The sequence below is a fragment of the Streptomyces sp. NPDC051909 genome (genome assembly GCF_040681095.1).
GTDB lineage: Bacteria > Actinomycetota > Actinomycetes > Streptomycetales > Streptomycetaceae > Streptomyces.
This window is the reverse complement of sequence record NZ_JBFAYA010000002.1, coordinates 293,299-311,545: the sequence shown is the minus strand read 5'-3', so window position 1 is coordinate 311,545 and position 18,247 is coordinate 293,299. Positions and strand designations below refer to the sequence as shown.

Genomic DNA, 18,247 nt, shown 5'->3' with positions numbered 1-18,247 from the left:
CGGTCGGTCCGGACCGGAGGGGGACACCGACCGATGCGTGCCGATGCCTGGCTGCTGGAACTCGACGAACCGAGCGCACTGAACGAGACCGCCGACGCGCCGTCGCTCGCCCCGGCGTTGCTCGACCCGGGCGTGCTCGACGCGCGGGAGCGTGAGCGGGCGGCGGCGTTCCTGCGGCCCGCCGACCGCGTGCTCTACGTCGCCGCGCACGTCGCCCTGCGCACCGTACTCGCCGGTCTGCTCGGCGAGCGTCCGGCGGACCTGGAGTTCACCCGCGAGCCCTGCCCGTGCTGTGGCGAGCCGCACGGCCGGCCCGCCCTGGCCGGGTCCGCACCGCAGCTGCACTTCTCCCTCTCGCACACGCGCGGCCGGGTGCTGATCGCCACCGCGCCCGTCCCGGTCGGCGCGGACGTCGAACTGCGCCCCGAGCCCGCGGCCGTACGGGAGCTGGTGGCCGTCCTGCACCCGGCCGAGCGGGCCGAGGTCGGACCGGACGGCGACGCCGCCGCGTTCGGCCGGATCTGGGCGCGCAAGGAGGCGTATCTCAAGGGGCTCGGCACCGGCCTCGGCCGGGCCGCGCACCTCGACGACCTGAGCGGGACCGCGCCCGCCCCGGCCGGCTGGAGCCTGTACGACCTGCCCTGCGGCCCGACCCACGACGCCGCCCTGGCGCTCCGCGCCCCGGCCGGGCTCGCCGAGCCCCCGTCGCTGCGTCACCTGTCACCGCGTCACCTGTCGGCAACGACGGAACTCATCCTTCCGTAACCTTCCGGCCGCCCCTTCGGCCCCCCTCTGACCCTTTCCGGACCCCCTCGGCCACCCCTATGTCCACCCTCGTCGACCCTTGGACCGGTCAGCTCGCCGTATAGCGGACGGAGTTGGCCGTCCTTCGGACAACGGTTGGTCAAATCCTTGTTGCATACCTGTCAATCAGGGCTGCTCGCTGGCACGCTCGCACCCGCACCACCCCCCACATGAAACCCCCACGCTTCATCAGCGAAGGAGCCCGCGTGATCCGCCAGCAGACCTCGCGCCGTACCTCTCGTACCACCGCCCGAGCCGCCGCCCTCATCGCATCCGCCGCCATGGTCGTCGTCGGAGTCCAGACCGGCTCGGCCAGCGCCGATGCCCAGCGCGAGGCGGGCGCGACCGCGCTCGTGCTCAGCAGCACCCAGCGCGCCGCCGCCATCCAGGAGGCGCAGAGCGGAGCGGCCGGTACCGCGAAGGCGATCGGCCTGTCCGACCAGGAGAAGCTGGTCGCCCGGGACGTCGTCAAGGACGCGGACGGCACCGTCCACACCCGGTACGAGCGCACCTACCAGGGCCTTCCGGTCCTCGGCGGCGACCTCGTCGTGCACCAGAAGAAGAACGGCGCCCGTTCCACCACCAAGGCGACCAACGCCCGGATATCCGTGGCCACCACGAAGGCCGCCGTCGCCCCGGCCGCCGCCGCCGACGCCCGCAAGGTGATCTGGGCGGCCGACGGCAAGCCCGCCCTCGCGTGGGAGACCGTGGTCCACGGCACCCAGCACGACGGCACCCCGAGCGAGCGCCACGTCATCACCGACGCGGCCTCCGGCAAGGAGCTCTACTCCTACGAGGCCATCGAGACCGGCGTCGGCAACACCCAGTACAGCGGCCAGGTCACCCTCGGCACCTCCGCCGGCTACACCCTGACCGACGCCACCCGCGGCGGCCACAAGACGTACAACCTCAACGGCGGCACCTCCGGCACCGGCACGCTGTTCACCAACAGCACCGACACCTGGGGCAACGGCTCGCCGAGCAACCCGGAGACCGCGGCCGCCGACGCCCACTACGGCGCGGCCGTCACCTGGGACTTCTACCAGAACGAGCTCGGCCGCAACGGCATCCGCAACGACGGCAAGGCCGCCTACAGCCGCGTCCACTACGGCAACGCGTACGTCAACGCCTTCTGGTCCGACCAGTGCTTCTGCATGACCTACGGCGACGGCACGAACAACCTCAAGCCGCTGACCTCGCTCGACGTCGCCGGCCACGAGATGTCCCACGGCCTGACCGCCTCCACCGCCGGTCTCAACTACCGCCGCGAGTCCGGCGGCCTGAACGAGGCCACGTCCGACATCTTCGGCACCTCGGTCGAGTTCTACGCCAACAACACCTCGGACCAGGGCGACTACCTCATCGGCGAGAAGATCGACATCCGCGGCAACGGCACCCCGCTGCGCTACATGGACAAGCCCAGCAAGGACGGCAACTCCGCCGACTACTGGTCCAGCGGCGTCGGCCGCCTCGACGTCCACTACTCCTCGGGCCCGGCCAACCACTTCTTCTACCTGCTGTCCGAGGGCAGCGGCGCCAAGACCCTCAACGGCGTCAGCTACAACTCCCCGACCTACGACGGCTCCACCGTCACGGGCATCGGCCGCCAGAAGGCCTACAAGATCTGGTACAAGGCCCTGACCACCTACATGACCTCCTCCACGGACTACGCCGGCGCCCGCGCCGCCACCCTGTCCGCCGCCACGGACCTCTACGGCGCCGGCAGCGCGGAGTACACCGCGGTCGCCGCCGCCTGGAACGGGGTCAACGTCAAGTAACACCCGGCCGGCCGTGAGCGGGGCCGTACGGCAGGATGGGCAGTCCTGCCGTACGGCCCCGCGCTCGTTCACACGCCCCGGCTACAGCAGCTCCGCCGCCTGCCGCAGCAGCTTCTCGTAGATCTCCGGGCGGTCCTCGTCGATGTACGGGTAGCCCGTCCCGAAGCCGCCGTTGATCCAGCGGGCCCGGATGCCCGGGTTCGCCGCCTCCGTGCCGTCGTGGAGGAAGACGTGCGGGCTGCAGTCGACACGGCCGTCGCGGGCCGAGTCGTACTGGGACATGATCGCCGGGCGGGACGTGCCGCTGTCGACGGCGGCGGCGAGCAGGGCGACGTCCACCGCGCCGGTCTCCTCCGCGACCTCCAGGATCACATGGCGCTGCGAGATGCAGCGGCCCTGCGCCCAGAAGGCGCGGCGCAGGGCGCGGTCGAGCTGTTCGCTGGCGTGCCAGCTCTGGGACTTGGCCGCGTGGACGGCCTCCAGGGCGGGCAGCGTGGTCACCGGGTAGGTCCAGTCCGGGCCCTCCCAGAGCCGCCAGCCGGCCTCGGGCTCCAGGGCGCCGAGGACGGAGATCTCCGAGTCGACGCCCGGACGGGCGTTGACCTCGCGATTGAACAGCTCCAGCGGGAAGGCCCGGAAGTCGAACCAGACCCTGCCCTCCAGGCCGAGCCGTCGCCGCGTCTCGTGCAGCCGGTGCACGGCGACATGGGCGAAGGAGCAGTTGAGGTCGGTGTAGACGGCGATGGTGTCGGGCGCGGCGGGCAGCCGCGGGTCGGTGGCGCTCTCGATGGCGGTCTCGGTTGCGGTCTCGGTGGTCGTCGGGGATTCGACGTCGGTCATGGACCCTCCTCTACACGGATCAGTCCCCACCAGCCCTCGCTGACACCCCAGTGCATGTTGCTGGTGCGGTACAGGTGGTCGCCCGGATGCTGCGCCCGGAAGCGCACCGTCCGGGTGCTTCCGGCGGCCAGCGCGCCGATCGTCGACACGTACCAGCCGAGACCGGTCTCCGAGGCGTCCCACACCTGCCCGTGCACCGTGAAGCCCTGGTTGCGCATCCGGTGCGAGCCGATCGCCAGGTGGACGGCCACCTGGTCGCCGGGGCGGACGGTGAGGAGCGGGGTCGGCGGCGCCGGGTCGGACAGCACCGGGTCCAGCGGGTGCAGGGCCGCGGTGCGGTAGTTGTACGCCTTCTGGCCGGCGTCGTCCGGGCTGTCCGAGAACAGGTCCGTGACCGGCTGGGTCAGGTCGCCGTCGTGGTAGAGCCGCAGACCGTCCTGGGTGACGAGGACCAGTTCGCGTACGGGTTCGGCGTGCGGGCGGCGGACCACGGCCCGCTCGCCGGTCCACCGCTCCCGGCCGGTGTCCGGGTCGTACGGCGTGGCGTCGGCCTCCTCCACGACGAGCACGCCGACCAGGCCCCGCCGCGGGTGCGAGATCACGTCCGCGTGCGAGCGCAGCAGCACCACACCCGGCTCGGCGGCGAACCAGCGGTACGTCCGCGACGACCCCGGCTTCACCGTCGAGTCGGAGTTGCGGCCCACGTGCGCGCCGTCGTCCGTCCGCACGTCGAAGTCGAGCAGGGTGGGGTGCAGCGAGACCCGGCCGGAGATCGTACGGGCGCCGGGGTCGGCCTCGTCCATCAGCCGCGGGTCCAGCGGGCTGGCGGGCGGCGGCCCGTCCAGCTCGTTCACCAGGGTGACCTCCACCCACTCGCCGGCCCGGCAGCGCAGCACCAGCGGGCCGTCCTCCGGGCCGCCGTCCCCCTCGGCGCTGAACACGAGCCCGTACGGGTCGGTGCGCAGCGGGCTGTACTCGATGACCTGGGAACGGGCCCGTACGGTGTGCCTGCGCACCCGGCGGCGCGGCGGAAGCCCGGGCGCGGAGACGCGCCCCAGCGGCGGCAGGTCCGCCTGCGGGCGGTCGTGCAGACGCAGCAGACCCCAGCAGCCCAGCCACAGGTCGTTGCCCGCGCCGAAGGACCACAGGTGGTCGCCGGCCCCCAGCGTCGGGGCGAGCCGCAGCTGGGCGACGTTCGAGATGCCGAAGGTCTGCTGGTTGCGCCAGGCGGTGTCCTCGCGGCCCGCCCACTCGCGCCAGCGCGCCCCGGAGATCGTGAAGCTGTGCTGGAGGTCGTGCGAGCCCTGCACGACGTGCACGCGCAGGTCCTCGCCCGGGTAGCCGCGGAGCAGCGCGGTGCCGGGGTCGCCGTGCTCGGCACTGGAGAACCAGTGGGCCGGGTCCCCGCCGCGCTCGGAGAGCGGCTCGCTGCGGTAGTTGACGCCCATCGCGCCCTGGTCGTCGGGTGCCCCGGGGGCCGGCGGCGGGTTGACCGGGCCGCCGTGGTCGCCGTGTCCGTGCCGCACCATCGGTACGAAGTCGCCGATGGCGAGGACCAGTTCGCGGTGCGAACTGCCGTCGGCGTGCTTGATGACCGCCTGCGTGCCACGCCGCAGCTCCTGGCCGTGGTCCTGCGGCGACACCCAGGTGGCGCCCTCCGGCTCGGCCATCAGCGCGCCGAACAGGCCGTGCCGCTGGCGGTAGTTGGCGAGCAGATGGTCGTGGAAGAGGACGGTGCCGAACTCCTCGTCCACGTACCAGCGGTACGTCCACGAGTTGTACCGGCCGAACGCCTCCTCGCCCTGGTCGGCCGTCGTCGTCGCGGAGAGGTAGTTCCAGCCCACCGCCGAGCCGTCGGAGACCAGCGGGTCGTACTTCACCAGGTGGGTGTGCAGGCCGAGTTCGGGCTGGAAGGGCAGCGGCGGATCGAAGGCCGACTCCTTCTGCGGACCGGCCGGCAGGGCGTTGGTGAGGGTGAGTTCGAGCACCTCGCCCTTGTTGGCGCGGATGACCAGCGGCTCCAGGGTCCGCTCGCCCGCGGCCAGCTGCCGCTTGAACTCCTCCAGGCCGCCCGCCTCCTCGATCTCCTCGGCGAGGACGTAGAAGTGGGCGTTGTGGTCGTGCCAGGTCGTGGCGTGCTCGTCCGTCGGGTCCCCGTGGTAGAAGAGCGTCCCGTTGGTGACCACCAGATGGAAGCGGCGTACGGGCGCGTCCGCCGGCCCGATCTTCGTGAAGGCCTCGCCGGGCTGCGGATCGTCCACGAACGCGGCGAGCTCCAGGGGGGTGGGCTCGCGGCCCATGCCCGGCGGCTGGAGCGGGGTCCGCGGCGGCCGCGGGTTCTTCTGCGGGAAGGTCGCCGACTGGGTGATGAAGCCGGGGAAGCCGGGCCGCTCGGGCGTCGGCTCCGGCGGCGCCGCACGATGGGGGAGCGGTACGAGGGCGTCGACGGGCCGCCCGTCCGGGTAGTGGCCGGTGCCGTCCTGGAGGGTGTCGAAGATCCGGAACAGGCCCCACATGCCCATGTGGAAGTGGACGTACATGTGGCAGTGCCAGATCGAGTCGCCGACCGCGCCCTGCCGGGACCCGAGACCGCCGATGAGTTCGAGGGTCATGGCCTCCTGCGGGCCGATGCTGACGGAGTCGACGATCGGCGCGTTCTCGTCCTCCGGGCGCACCCGCCACTGGTGCAGGTGGGTGTGGAAGACATGGGTGTCGCGCATGCCGCCGTGGACCAGGCGGATCACGGTCGGGTCGCCGGAGTAGCCGCGGAGGACGGGCGTGGCCGGGTCGCCGAACAGCCAGGAGCTGTGGTGCATCTCCTCGCCGATCATGGCGTCGCGGACCGGGTCGATCCTCCCCTGCTCCATGAGCTGGTGGTAGCGGTACATCCGCCACTCCATCGGCTCGATGCGGTGGTTGACCGGGAGCATCGCGTTGTTGAGCGGGGTGAGGTCGTCGATCGTGTCGGAGGTGCCGGGGCGGAGGGCGGGGGCGCCGGTGGCGGAGGGACGGTAGATGCCGGCCTCGGAGGCCGGAGCGGAGGCGTCGGCTGCGGCGGCGAGCATGTGCCCGCCCTCGTGCCCGCCCCCGCCGCCCCCGCCGCCGTGTCCGCCCCCGTGCCCCGGCATCGGCGGCGGCATCACCGGGTTGTCGTTGCTCGGGTACTCCATCATGAAGACCACGAACTCGCGGAAGCTGCGGTCCGGCAGATGGACGTCCGCGTACAGGCCGGTGGCCAGCGGACCGCCCGTCTCCGGGTCGGTCCAGGTCGCCTCCGGCGCCTCGACCACCACCGCGCCGACCATGCCGTGGCTCTGCGAGCCCTCGCCCCGCGCGTCGGACATGTCGCCGAAGTGGAACACGCCCTCGTGCTCGCACACCCACTCGTACACGCGGGTGTCGCCCGGCGCCACGCTCGTGTCCGGATTCGCTCCCGCCGCCAGACCGTCCGTCGTGCGCACGTCGTACCGCACGCCCTGCAGCGTGATGCCGGCCCGGCGCGAGAGCTCGTTGGTCAGCCGCACCCGCAGCCGCTCGCCGCGCCGGACCCGCAGGACCAGCGGGCGGGCGAGCGGGTGCGGACCCGGCACCAGCTCGGGGTGCTCCAGATAGCTGGGGAAGGGCTGCGGCCAGGAGGCCGCGAGCTCCCGCAGCTCCGGCGCGTCCGAGGCGAGCGTGTAGAGCGCGCCGTTGCGGTCGTGGTCGCCGAAGGCGTTGTACGCGATGGGGACGTCGAGGGCGACCACGTCGTACGTGCGGACCGGCCGCCCATGCCCGTCCGGGTGCCGACCTGTGGTTGTCGACGTCGACTCCGTGCTGTTCATCATCCTTGGTGAACTCCCCCGTGGTGATTGGTTGTTGTGCTTGACGGCCTAGTCGGGCGGGGCGGTTTCGGCGGTGCCGGTGCTGTGATCGAATTCGGCCACCACACGCGTGCCGGAGAGGACCCGTCCCTTCCACGTGTACGTCTGGCCGAAGGGGCTGCCGTCGCGGCCCGCCGCCCGGGCCAGGGTCATCGCGATCCGGTCGCCGCGCCGCACCCGTACCGGCCGCTCGATCGGCAGGTAGCAGTGCTTCCAGCTGTCGGAGGTGGTGCGGCCCGCGATGTCGTCGCCGGAGATGTCGAGCGCGACGGTCTCGGACAGCCGGGCCGCGAAGTACCCCTTGAAGCCGGTGAGCACGCCGTCCCGCTGCACCGTGTAGACCAGCGGCACGTCGTACGAGGTCGGGGTGGCCTCCGGCCGCTCGGGCTCGTAGTGGCGCACGAGGCGGGGCGAGGCGAGGTGCCCGGCGACCGGCAGGATCACGTCGTAGTACAGCGCGTACGGATCCTTCGCGCCGCGCGCCGCGAGCAGGTCGGCGAACGCCTCCGGCCCGCCCGCGTCCCGCGGCCCCTCGCCGGCCAGCTGCGCGTGCGCCTCCTCGGCCGCCACCGGCACCAGGAAGCTGTCGACGACCCGTGGCAGCATGAGGCCGCCGGGGCGCAGGAAGCGTGTGCGGGCGTCGTCGAGGATGGCGGAGAAGTTCTCGTTGTCGGCGAGGTTCCCCATGATCTCGGAGATGACGATGTCGACCCGCTCGGGCAGCTCCAGGTCGAAGGAGAGGCCGAGAAGCGGCTCGAAACGGTCGGCGAAGCCGGCCGCGCCGAGCCGTTCGACCGCCGCGTCGAGGACCTTCTCGTTGAGGTCGATGCCGTAGACCTTGGCCGCCCCGGCCTCCAGGGCCCACAGGGCCAGGATGCCGGTGCCGGTGCCCAGGTCGAGGACGGTGTCCCCGGGGCGCACGGCCTCGGTCACGGCGGTCTTGAAGGCCGCCATGCGCAGGTCGTCGCCGAGCATCAGTTCGTGGAACTCCTCGCCCCAGTCGAGCAGTTGCTCCGAGGCGGGCAGCCACACCTCCTCCGCGCGGTAGTAGCCGGGCCAGACGCCCGCCCGGTACACCGGCAGCGACTCCTCGGTCGGGCCGCCGGCCGGGCAGCCGGTGGCCAGGTCGAAGGTGCTGTGGTGCAGCGGGCAGCTGATCCGCAGCGTCCGCGGGTTGACGTAGCCGTGGACCAGGCGCCCCTTGCGGTGCGGGCAGGAGGCGCCGACGACGAACTCCTGCCCGGCCACGCGCACCCGGAGCCGGTCGCCGGGGAGCTCTTCGAGGACCGGCTCGGGTGGCTGCCTGTTCTCGGTCGGCCTGTTCTCCGTCGGCCTGTTCTCGGTCGGCCCGCTCATGCCGCCGCCCCGCCGGACAGCTCCCGCGCGCGGGCCACGGCCGCGTCGAAGGCGCCGCCGATCAGCCCGGAGAGCAGCCGGGCACCGGTCCACAGCCGCGCCGGGTCGAGGCCGTGGGCCGCCTCGTACTCCTTGATGGCGAGCTGCATCTCCTGCATGTGGAAGGTGTCGATGTGCAGGTGCTCGGTGTAGTAGCGGCCGTGCGCGACGCCGAGGCGCTCGCAGGCCCGCGCCTGGTAGGTGAAGGCGTCCGGGATGGAGGCCTCCAGGTAGGCGAGGGCGCCCAGGAAGTACTCGACGTGCGGGGCGCGCTGGGTGAGCCAGTAGAAGACGTTGAGGAACTGGAAGGTCTCGTCGCCGGTGGTGTCGACGAAGTGCTCCGGCTCGGTCGGCAGGCCCAGCTCGGCCAGGAGCAGCCGGTAGAGCTGGGAGTGCGCCTGCTGGAGGTTGCCGCAGCCGAACTCGTCGATGAGGACCCGCATCACCGCCATCTGCGCCTTGATCGGCAGCCGGGGGACGGCGGGGAAGAAGTTCTGCGCCTCGGTCAGCCCGTCGAGCGCGAACTCCCTCACCACCAGGGTGAATTCCTCACGGGTGGCCTCGTCGGCCAGATACGTGCTGGACGGGCTCGGCTCGCGCTCCTCGGCGAGCAGCCCGTCGAGCAGCCGCTGCCAGGCGGCCCGGTCGGGCACCGGCTCGCCGGCCGCCTCGACGGAGTCGATCAGGGGCAGGATCCAGGCCCGCTCGATCTCCTCGACCCGGGCGAGCAGCCGGGAGTCGAGGCGGGAGCGGTTGAGCCGGAACAGCTCGCGGTGCGCCGACTCGGCGTCCGCGGGGCGGGGACCGGGTATGCCGCTCCTCTCCACCGTCTGCGTCGTGGTCATCCCTGGACCTCCCCGCCGGCGCCGGAGCCGGCCCCGGTGCCGACGGTCCGGTCCGTCTCCAGCACACCGCGCTCGTGCAGCGCGGTCTTGACCCGTACGTACCAGTCGTCCTCCTCCAGGCCGTACCGCTCGACGGCCTCGGCCAGCGGCGCGGCCGGATCGTCGAGCCGTCCCGCGAACAGGTCGGCGCACAGCGCCGGTTCGAGGTTGGCGAGCGCCACCACGTACCCGTCGACGGCCCCGGACTCAAGCAGCAGGTGTTCGAGCCCGGCGTAGACGCGGGCGCCGGGCGCGGCCTCGACGAGCCGCCGGGTGAAGGCGGAGCTGCCGGAGGAGTCCTTGACGCCCACCACCGAGGGCAGCTCGCAGATGCGCAGCAGCGTCTCGAAGTCGGCGCAGTTGTCGGCGACTTCGGTGCCGTGGTACGCGACGACCGGCAGCCCGGCGCGGGCGTCGAGCTCGGCGAAGTGGCGGTGGATCTCGTCCTGGGTGACACCGGATCCGTACGGGGTGGTGCTGACGAGCCCGTGGGCGCCGAGGTCGGCGGCGACCCGGGCCCGCTCCAGGACCCGCTCCGTCGTGGGCCGCAGCACTCCGGCGAGGACGGGCAGGTCGCCCGCGTGCTTCACGGTCGCCGTGAGCATGTCCTCCCACTGGCGGTCGGTCAGCCACCGGCCCTCGCCGGTGCTGAGGTTGGGCAGCAGGGCGTCGACGTGCGGACGGATGCTGTCCAGCAGCCGGGCGACCCCGCTCTCGGAGACCTCTCCGGTCTCCGAGAGCGGCGTCACCAGGGCCGCGATCACTCCCTGGAACATCTCACGCTCCCTCGGGCAGGCGCAGGGCCAGCGATGTGCGGTAGAGCCGCTCCAGCGGCTCGGGGAAGGAGGGCTCCGGCGCGCCGGCCGGCCGGGCGGCCACCGAGCGGACCGGAAGCCCTCCGAAGGCGGCGAGCCGCGGGCCCGCCGTGTGCAGCAGGCCCTTGCGGTTGATCACCTGGGCGAGCAGCAGCCGGTCGGTGAACGGAAGCCGCGCGGGCAGGCCGGAGTCCTCGGCGAGGGCGAGCCCGGCGTCCGCGGGCTCGTACCCCTCCCGGCTGATGTCCATGACCGTGTGGAGGTGGTCCATGAACGGGTAGTAGAGGTCCTGGAGTTCGCGCGAATAGCCCCAGATGAGGTCGTCGCAGCGACCCACCTGCTCCAGGCTCATCGTCACCCGCCCGCCGAGGCGTTCCACGAAGAACGCCTTGCAGGCGACGCGCAGGCCCTCGTCGGCGCTGTTCATGCCGAGGAAGAGGTCGGCGTCGATGAAGGCCTCGGCGTCGGTGAAGGCCTCGGTGTCGATGAAGGGTTCCGTGCCCTGAGCCGTGTCCAGAAGGGGATCAGCCGGCATAGCGGTCCAGCACCTCCCGCAGGCGCTTCATCGCCCCGGCGAACATCTCCGGCTCGCGGGCCAGGGCCATGCGGATGTAGGGCTCGCCCTTGCCGGGCTCGTTCCAGAAGAAGAAGCGGCCGGGCAGCACGTACACGCCCTCGGCGCGCAGCTCGCGCTGCAGCTCGGTCGCGGTCAGCTCGGGGTGCCGGATCCTCGCCCAGGCCACGCTGGTCTTGGCGATGGGCTCCTGGTACTCCAGGATCGTGCCGGCCAGCGCCTCCTTGACCGCGGCCCGGTTCACGTCGAGGAGGTCGCGGACCGAGGCCATGCCGTCCTTGGCCGAGTTCTCTATGTACTCGGCCAGCATGTTGAGGACGAAGGGCGAGACGTTGAGCAGGACGCTGGTGTGCAGGTTGTACACGTCCTCCTTGATGTCGTCGCTGGCGGTGAGCATCGCGGCCTTGGCGTCCTGGACCGGCCAGGTCTTGCCGGTGTCCTCGATGACCAGGTAACGGACGCCGGAGTTCTCCAGGAGCTCGTAGACGTCGAACCGGGCGAGCTCCTCGTCGTACAGCGTGAACGAGGCGAAGCAGAAGTCGATGACCAGCAGCTTGTCGTGGTCCTTGCAGTACCGGACGACCTCCTCCAGGCCCCGGCGGCCGTGCGACATCAGGCTGAAGCCGGTGGGGTTGTTGGGATCGACGAGGAAGAGCGCGTCGGTGCGGACCCGGCGCTTGAGCTCGGTGTAGATGCGGTCGACGTCGTGCAGCGCGGACTCGTCGATCGGGTAGAGCGGTACGCCCATGTTCGACAGCACGTCGTGCAGGTTGTCGAAGCAGGGCTCGACCAGGGTCACCGCCATGCGCTGCCGCTTGAGGTACATCGCCACGACCATGGTGGAGATGGACGCGGCGTACGACAGCAGCGTCTTGTTCTTCTCCAGCGCGGTGGGCTGGCGGTGGAGGCGGAAGAACGCCTCGGTGAAGCGCTGTTCGTAGGTGGCCTGGAGGCCTTCCTCCGCCTCGTACCACAACTGCGGGAGCCGCTCGACGATCCCGTGCTGGGAGGCGGACTGGCGCTGGTGGGTGTGGGCGTCGGCGAGGTTGAACTCGGTGCGCAGTGCCTGGATCTCGTGCTGGGTCAGATCCAGGAAGCGCTGGTCGTCGTTCTCGGTGCTGAAGGTGGTGTCGGCGTGCACGGTCATCGTTCCTCCGGTCGTACGGCGTACGGGTGAGGAGCACGGGCGGGTGGGCGGGCGCATGGCGGCGCCGGCCGGCTCGTGCTCAAGAGGATTTCTCGTTGCAGGCCGCGGCCTCGGGGCACGCGGAAACCGTCCCTGCGGACGGGGAGCGGGTGCGGTTGCTGTGCGGGTGCGGTGCGGGTGCTCCGGTGTCCTACGGATGTCCTACGGAACGGTGGAGTGGATGCGTCTGCGGGAGGAGGTCGAAGAGCTCCTGCCGGAACGCGATACAGCCATGATTACCCCCGTAAACGGACTGCGGTCCGATTGGGGACTCTGTCACAGTCGGCGGCGGGGGGACAAGCGGCTCGCCACGGAGTGGGCCATGTTCTGGACGCCGGTTGCGAGATGGTCGTGTGGCCGTCGCACGATGGTCGGTTGGCGGTCGGTTGACGGTCGGTCGGCGGTCGGTTCGCGGTCGGTCGGCGGGCTCGTGGCGGGGGTACGGCGGCGAGACGGTCCGGCCCGGACCGTCCGCCGTACACTGCACGTACGCCGCCCCCGCTCCGCCATCCCCACGGAGAAAGAACCGAGGCCCCGCGTGCAGAACGTCTCGCCCGCGCCCGCGCCCCTGCCTGTGCCCGTCCTGATGCCCGCGCCCCTGCCCTGTGCCCTGCACGAGCCCCCGGCCGAGCGCTCGGACGCCGCGCGCAACCGGCTGCGGATCCTCGCGGCCGCCCGGGATCTCTTCGACCGGCTCGGGGTGGCGAACGTGTCCATGGACGCCATCGCCGCCGCGGCCGGCGTCGGCAAGGGCACGCTCTTCCGCAGGTTCGGCAACAAGGCCGGCCTGGCCGCGGCCCTGCTCGACGCGCAGGACAGCCGCCTCCAGGAGCGCATCCTGTACGGCCCGCCGCCCCTCGGCCCGGGCGCCCCGGCGGCCGCGCGCGTCACGGCCTTCTTCGGTGCGTACCTGGACCTCCTGGACGAGAACCTGGAGCTGGTACGGCTCTCGGAGACGGCCGCGCCGGGCGCGCGCTACCGGATAGGTTCGTACGCCTTCTGGCGCGTGCATCTGACCATTCTGCTGCGCGAGGCATGTCCGGATATCGACGCCGATTGTGGCGCGCATCTGCTTCTCGCACCGCTGGACTCCGACCTCCAGCACGCGCTGCGGGAGGGCGAGTTCGACGGTGAACGGATCCGGGCGACGCTGCTCGCGCTGGTGACCCGGATCACGGGCCCCTGAGCGGCTGTTGGGCGGGGCTCTGAGAGAGGCTGCTGGGTGCGAGGCAAGGGCCTCGGCCGTGCCGGCTTGCACGACCGAGGCCCTCGCCGGGGCGACAGGAGGTCAGTTCTCCTTGATCGCCTCGAGCTCCAGGGACAGCTCGATCTCCTTGGAGACGAGGATGCCGCCGGAGTCCAGGACCATGTTCCAGGTCAGGCCCCAGTCCTCGCGGTTGACCTTGCCGTGGGCGGAGAAGACCGTACGGTCGTTGCCCCACGGGTCGCGGGCGTGGCCGAGGTAGTCGACCTCCAGGGTCACCGGCTTGGTGACGTCCTTGATGGTGAGGTCGCCACTGAGGGTGCCGCGCTTGCCGTCCCAGGTCACCCGGGTGGAGGCGAAGGTGGCCTTCGGGAACTTCTCCACGTCGAAGAAGTCGCCCGAGCGCAGGTGGTCGTCGCGGGTCTTGTCGCCGCTGTCCACGCTGGCCATGTCGATGACCGCGGTGACCTTGCTGTCCTCGGGCCGCTCGCCGATCTCGATGGTGGCGTCGACGCCGGTGAACCGGCCGCGGACCTTGGTCAGCATGAAGTGGCGACCGAGGAAGCCGACCTCGGCGTGACCCGGGTCGATCTTCCAGGTGCCGACGGCGGGCAGCTCCACGCCGTCGACGGTACGAGTCGGGGAAGTGGTCATGTCAGTCGCGTCCTCTGTTCGGAGGTCGAGGTGTCAGGCGCCGGACTCGGTCGGCAGGCCGGCCTCGACCCAGTCGGCCTTGCCCTCGTAGTACTCGCGCACGTCGGTGTAGCCGAGCTCCACCAGACGCTCGGCGGCGATGCCCGAGTTGGGGCAGGGGCCGTCGGCGCAGTAGGTGACGATCGCCGCGTCCTTGTTCGGGAGCAGGGTCGGGGAGAGCTCGTCCACCTGGTCGAGCGGGAGGTTGAGGGCGCCGGGGAGGTGCTTGTCGGCGTAGTACGACAGCGGCAGCGCCTCGACGACCGTCACCAGGCCCTCGTCGATCTTCTTCTGCAGCTCGTCGCGGGTGATCTTCTGGACCATGTCCGTGCCTCCAGCATGAGTGGCTAATCAGTGCGTCCGCACACACATTAATCAATGCGTGCGCACGCACGCAAGTCCCGTTACACTCGTCCTCGTGAACGAAGGTGAGCACCGACTCGAGGCCTGGCGAGGACTGCTTCTCGCCCACAGCGCCGCCGTGCGCGCCATCGAGAGTGATGTGGCGCGCAACGGCACCATTCCGCTGACCTGGTACGACGTCCTCTTGGAAGTCAGGAGCGGCGGCGACCAGGGCCTGCGCATGCAGGAGGTCGCCGAGCGGGTGGTCCTCAGCAGGACCCGCGTCAGCCGCCTGGTCGACGAGATGGCCCGCTCAGGCCTGGTGACCAAGCGTCCCGACCCCACGGACAAGCGCGTCACCTGGGCCGCCATCACCGACGCGGGCCGCGCCGCCATCCTCGCCACGGCCCCCGCCTACATGGCCGGCATCTGGGAGCACTTCTCCCGCCACCTGACCGACGAGGAGTCCGCGACCATCGCGGAGGCGCTGCTGCGCGTGGCGCACGCCCAGCAGGAGATCCGCCTCACCTGACCCCGGGACCCGGCCCCGGGCCCTGACCCCGGAGCAACGCGAACAGCGCCACCGTTCGGAGGATCCGAGGGTGGCGCTGCTCGCACGTACCGTGTGACGACCGTTACGACCGGGCTTCGGCACCGGCCTCGGAGAGCGGGAGACCGGTCTGCTCCGCGGTCTCGGTGGTCTTCTCCTCGGTGGTCCTCTCCGAGTCGGCCTGCTCCGCCTCGGCGCGGGCCGACTTCGCCCGCCCCACCCAGAGCAGCAGGAGACCGAGCGTGCCGGCGAGCGCGGGCCAGTAGAAGTACCGGAAGTCGCCGGCGGGCACCGTCGGCAGGTAGCCGGCCATGTACGCCGCCGCGCTGATCCCGAGCACCCGCACGGGCATCGCGTACTGCCCGCGGCCCGGCCGGATCGACAGCGTGACGCCGACGGCCAGCCAGAACCAGCCCGCGAAGAGGAACGGCAGGTCCTTGACCATGCCCACCACGTAGTAGCGCAGCATCGCCGTGCGGCGCATGTCGGGCTCGCCGATGCCGGGGGCGTTGGCCAGGGTGCCGTTCTGGAACTGGTACCGGCCCTGGAACATGACCTTGGAGAAGACCTGCAGGCGGTACTCGGCGTACTCGGGCAGATGGCGGGGGATCTCGCTGATCCACATCGAGGTCAGCTCGTCCGAGTGACGGCCCAGGTCGGCCAGGCCCGCCGAGAGGTCGCGCGGGTAGCAGCGCCAGTAGGCGTCGGACAGATTGCTCTCGGGCCGGCACCGCTTGGTCGTGACGACCATGTTCTCCTGGAAGTCCGGCGTCGTCGCGGCCTTTCCGGCCGCCTTCCGCACCTCGTCCACGCTCAGGACGTGGACCAGGTCGTCCAGCAGGACCTGCGAGAGCTGGCGGGTCTCGACCGGCTTGGCGACGGCGGAGACGATGCCGCTCGACGCCGCGGCGGCGACGACCAGGGCCACGGCCGAGACCAGCCACTTCCGCCGCCCGGGCGCCGGCCACAGGGCGCGTACGAGCAGGTAGAACACCGGGATGCCGGCCAGCACGGCGTTCTTGCGGACCAGGATCGCGTAGGTGATGAACAGCACACCGACGGCCAGGAGCACCCAGCGCGTGCGCGTGCGGTCGGCCGGCAGGTCCCGGGCGACGAAGGCGACGGCGCAGGCGGCGAGGAGGGTGAACGCCATCTCGACGTCCTTCCACACCACGCCGGTGAAGTTGACGATGTACGGGGCCACGCCGATCGCGAGGATCGCGAGGGAGCCGCCCTTCCTGCCGGTGCGCGCCCAGACCCGCCAGGCGATGACCCACAGCGCCGACCACAGGACGGCGGACTGGAGGGCGGCCAGGGCACCGGGGCGGCCGGTCAGCTCGATGAGCGTGCGCCAGAGCAGGGCCATGACAGGCGGGTGCCAGTCGGTCAGGGTCTGCTTGCCCAGCGCCTGCTGGAGCTGGTCGACGCTGTCCAGGCTGAGGAAGCCGGGGGAGAACACGAGGGCGGTGCCCCAGCCGCAGAACGCGGCGATGGCGCCGAGGACCCACGGCCACAGCGCTCGATCCGACAGATATGACCTCATCCGCAAGATCGGTCGCGCGGGTCGCTCAGGTGTCATGAGGTGGGAGCCTAACAGCACGGGGTTGACACACCGCGGGCACCGAACCTGCACGCCCGTGCCCTGCCGTCAGGCGTCCTCGGAAGGTCTCGGAAGGTCTCTGAAAGGTCTCTGGAAGGTCTCGGACGGCCTCAGGCGGCCTGGAACACATAGCGCCGATAGACCACGAAACGGACGAGCGTGGCCGCCGCCCACCCGGCGAGACGGGTGATGTTGTCGGTGAGGGCGGAGTCGAGTCCGAGCAGCTCGCGCGAGAGGTAGACGGGTGCGGCGGTGATCACGATTCCCGCGATGTTCACCAGGATGAACACGACGACCTCGCGCGGTGTCGTCTCGGTGCGCTGGTCGCGGTACGTCCAGTGCCGGTTGCCGTACCAGCCGACCACCATCGCCGCGGCCGTGGCGACGACCGACGCCAGGACCGGGAAGGACGCCATGGGCCCGCCGGCAAGGCCGGGAAGGCCGAAGACGAGAAGGTTGTAGCCACCGGCGTCCACGACGAAGGCGACCGCCCCGACGACCCCGAACTTGGCCACCTCACGCCAGAGGCCACGAATGAGGTCGCTCAGGCGGAGACGCAGGGACAGATGATCCGACATGAAAGAGAGCCTAACCGCAGGGTATTCTCGCGTGACTCCACACATGACTACCTCGTCGTCTCAGGTGCCCGCTCGCGGCGTGGAGCTGGAGCTGGAGCTGCGACAAGCCTTAAGGATCAAGACATGAGACCCACGATCGCCTGCGTCGTCCCCTGCTACAACGAGGAGGCGGCCATCGGCAAGGTGGTCAGTGATCTGCGTGCGGCGCTTCCCGAGGCCGAGATTTACGTGTACGACAACGCCTCCACCGACCGCACGGTCGAGGTCGCCCTGGAGGCCGGAGCGATCGTCCGGCACGAGCGCCGCAAGGGCAAGGGCAATGTCATCCGTCGCGCGTTCGCCGACGTCGACGCGGACGCGCTGCTCATCATCGACGGTGACGACACCTACGACGCGTCGCGCGCCCGCGACCTGGTCGACCTGCTCTTCGAGGGCCCGTACGACCACGTCGTCGGCGCCCGCCGCGAGACCGTCGAGGGCGCCTACCGCCCGGGCCACGCGGTCGGCAACAAGATGCTGACGGGCGCCGTCCGCAAGCTCTTCGGCAACGACGTCACCGACATGCTGAGCGGTTACCGCGTGTTCTCGCGCCGCTACATCAAGTCCTTCCCGGCGCTGTCGCACGAGTTCGAGACCGAGACCGAGATGACGGTCCACGCGCTGAACCTGCGGCTCCCCACGGCGGAGATCCCCGTCGACTTCAAGGACCGCCCGGCCGGCAGCGAGAGCAAGCTGCGCACCTACCGCGACGGCTGGCGCATCCTCAAGATGATCCTCGGCCTGGCCCGCCGCCAGCGTCCGTCGCTCTTCCACAGCGTGCTCGCGGGCCTGCTCGCGCTGATCTCCCTCGGCCTCGGCACCCCCGTGATCGTCGACTACATCAACACGGGCACGGTGCCGCGCTTCCCCACGGCCATCCTCGCCGCGGCGATCATGACCATCGCGGTGCTCGTACTCCTCGTGGGGTACATCCTCGAGTCGTTCATGCACCTGCGCCAGGAGCAGTCCCGCCTCGCCCACCTCGCCTACCCCGCGCCGACCCGCTCCCCGAAGGGCCTCGACGCGGACCAGTCCGCGAAGACCCTGGCCCGCTCGTAACCCGAGCGGCCCCGCCTCTCGGGCCCAGCATCGCAAGAGCCCC

General features: G+C 71.3%; 16 protein-coding genes. 5 read left to right on the top strand and 11 right to left on the bottom strand.

From position 1 onward, the window contains the following. Window positions 1–33 precede the first annotated feature (33 nt). Window positions 34–765 carry a 4'-phosphopantetheinyl transferase superfamily protein gene (locus AB0M18_RS04425; protein WP_365755290.1) on the top strand — a complete coding sequence of 244 codons (732 nt, stop codon included), beginning with the start codon at window positions 34–36 and terminating at the stop codon, window positions 763–765. Window positions 766–1,085: 320 nt separating this feature from the next. Beyond that, window positions 1,086–2,582 carry a M4 family metallopeptidase gene (locus tag AB0M18_RS04420; RefSeq protein WP_365755489.1) on the top strand — a complete coding sequence of 499 codons (1,497 nt, stop codon included), beginning with the start codon at window positions 1,086–1,088 and terminating at the stop codon, window positions 2,580–2,582. 81 nt (window positions 2,583–2,663) lie between these two features. Here AB0M18_RS04420 and AB0M18_RS04415 read toward each other — a convergent pair whose 3' ends face one another. The 7 genes from AB0M18_RS04415 to AB0M18_RS04385 are packed head-to-tail and all read right to left on the bottom strand — an operon-like array spanning window position 2,664 to window position 12,100. After that, window positions 2,664–3,422: a DsbA family protein gene (locus AB0M18_RS04415; RefSeq protein WP_365755289.1), complete on the bottom strand. Its 759-nt coding sequence runs from the start codon at window positions 3,420–3,422 to the stop codon at window positions 2,664–2,666. Continuing rightward, window positions 3,419–7,249 carry a multicopper oxidase domain-containing protein gene (locus AB0M18_RS04410; protein WP_365755288.1) on the bottom strand — a complete coding sequence of 1,277 codons (3,831 nt, stop codon included), beginning with the start codon at window positions 7,247–7,249 and terminating at the stop codon, window positions 3,419–3,421. Before AB0M18_RS04410 ends, AB0M18_RS04415 begins: the two co-directional genes overlap by 4 nt. Window positions 7,250–7,294: 45 nt before the next feature. Beyond that, a complete protein-coding gene (locus tag AB0M18_RS04405; protein ID WP_365755287.1) occupies window positions 7,295–8,641 on the bottom strand; it encodes a methyltransferase domain-containing protein in 1,347 nt (448 codons plus the stop codon). Further along, window positions 8,638–9,525, bottom strand: a complete 888-nt coding sequence (locus tag AB0M18_RS04400) for an iron-containing redox enzyme family protein (protein ID WP_365755286.1) — start codon at window positions 9,523–9,525, stop codon at window positions 8,638–8,640. Before AB0M18_RS04400 ends, AB0M18_RS04405 begins: the two co-directional genes overlap by 4 nt. Next, window positions 9,522–10,340 carry a dihydrodipicolinate synthase family protein gene (locus AB0M18_RS04395; RefSeq protein WP_365755285.1) on the bottom strand — a complete coding sequence of 273 codons (819 nt, stop codon included), beginning with the start codon at window positions 10,338–10,340 and terminating at the stop codon, window positions 9,522–9,524. Before AB0M18_RS04395 ends, AB0M18_RS04400 begins: the two co-directional genes overlap by 4 nt. Window position 10,341: 1 nt before the next feature. Next, entirely contained in the window at window positions 10,342–10,914 is a 573-nt protein-coding gene (locus AB0M18_RS04390) for a DUF6190 family protein (protein WP_365755284.1), read from the bottom strand. Continuing rightward, window positions 10,904–12,100, bottom strand: a complete 1,197-nt coding sequence (locus AB0M18_RS04385; protein WP_365755283.1) for a pyridoxal phosphate-dependent aminotransferase — start codon at window positions 12,098–12,100, stop codon at window positions 10,904–10,906. Before AB0M18_RS04385 ends, AB0M18_RS04390 begins: the two co-directional genes overlap by 11 nt. Window positions 12,101–12,677: 577 nt before the next feature. Here AB0M18_RS04385 and AB0M18_RS04380 point away from each other — a divergent pair. Beyond that, window positions 12,678–13,325, top strand: coding sequence for a helix-turn-helix domain-containing protein (locus tag AB0M18_RS04380; RefSeq protein WP_365755282.1), 648 nt, complete (start codon window positions 12,678–12,680; stop codon window positions 13,323–13,325). Window positions 13,326–13,427: 102 nt separating this feature from the next. Here the strand turns inward: AB0M18_RS04380 and AB0M18_RS04375 are convergent, their stop codons facing one another. Both AB0M18_RS04375 and AB0M18_RS04370 read right to left on the bottom strand, forming a co-directional pair. After that, entirely contained in the window at window positions 13,428–13,997 is a 570-nt protein-coding gene (locus AB0M18_RS04375) for a YceI family protein (protein WP_365755281.1), read from the bottom strand. 33 nt (window positions 13,998–14,030) lie between these two features. Beyond that, on the bottom strand, window positions 14,031–14,360 hold the full coding sequence (locus AB0M18_RS04370; RefSeq protein ID WP_265868545.1) for a rhodanese-like domain-containing protein: 330 nt from the start codon (window positions 14,358–14,360) through the stop codon (window positions 14,031–14,033). Between the two features lie 94 nt (window positions 14,361–14,454). Between AB0M18_RS04370 and AB0M18_RS04365 the strand changes: the two genes are divergently transcribed. Next, window positions 14,455–14,910, top strand: a complete 456-nt coding sequence (locus AB0M18_RS04365) for a MarR family transcriptional regulator (RefSeq protein ID WP_365755280.1) — start codon at window positions 14,455–14,457, stop codon at window positions 14,908–14,910. A 103-nt stretch (window positions 14,911–15,013) separates the two neighbouring features. On the opposite strand, the gene AB0M18_RS04360 is transcribed toward AB0M18_RS04365, so the two are convergent. After that, window positions 15,014–16,471, bottom strand: a complete 1,458-nt coding sequence (locus AB0M18_RS04360; protein ID WP_365755279.1) for a hypothetical protein — start codon at window positions 16,469–16,471, stop codon at window positions 15,014–15,016. A gap of 167 nt (window positions 16,472–16,638) precedes the next feature. Beyond that, complete coding sequence (locus AB0M18_RS04355) at window positions 16,639–17,106, bottom strand: GtrA family protein (RefSeq protein ID WP_365755278.1); 468 nt, start codon at window positions 17,104–17,106, stop codon at window positions 16,639–16,641. 123 nt (window positions 17,107–17,229) lie between these two features. Here AB0M18_RS04355 and AB0M18_RS04350 point away from each other — a divergent pair, with 123 nt between their 5' ends. Next, a complete protein-coding gene (locus AB0M18_RS04350) occupies window positions 17,230–18,204 on the top strand; it encodes a glycosyltransferase (protein ID WP_365755277.1) in 975 nt (324 codons plus the stop codon). Window positions 18,205–18,247 lie beyond the last annotated feature (43 nt).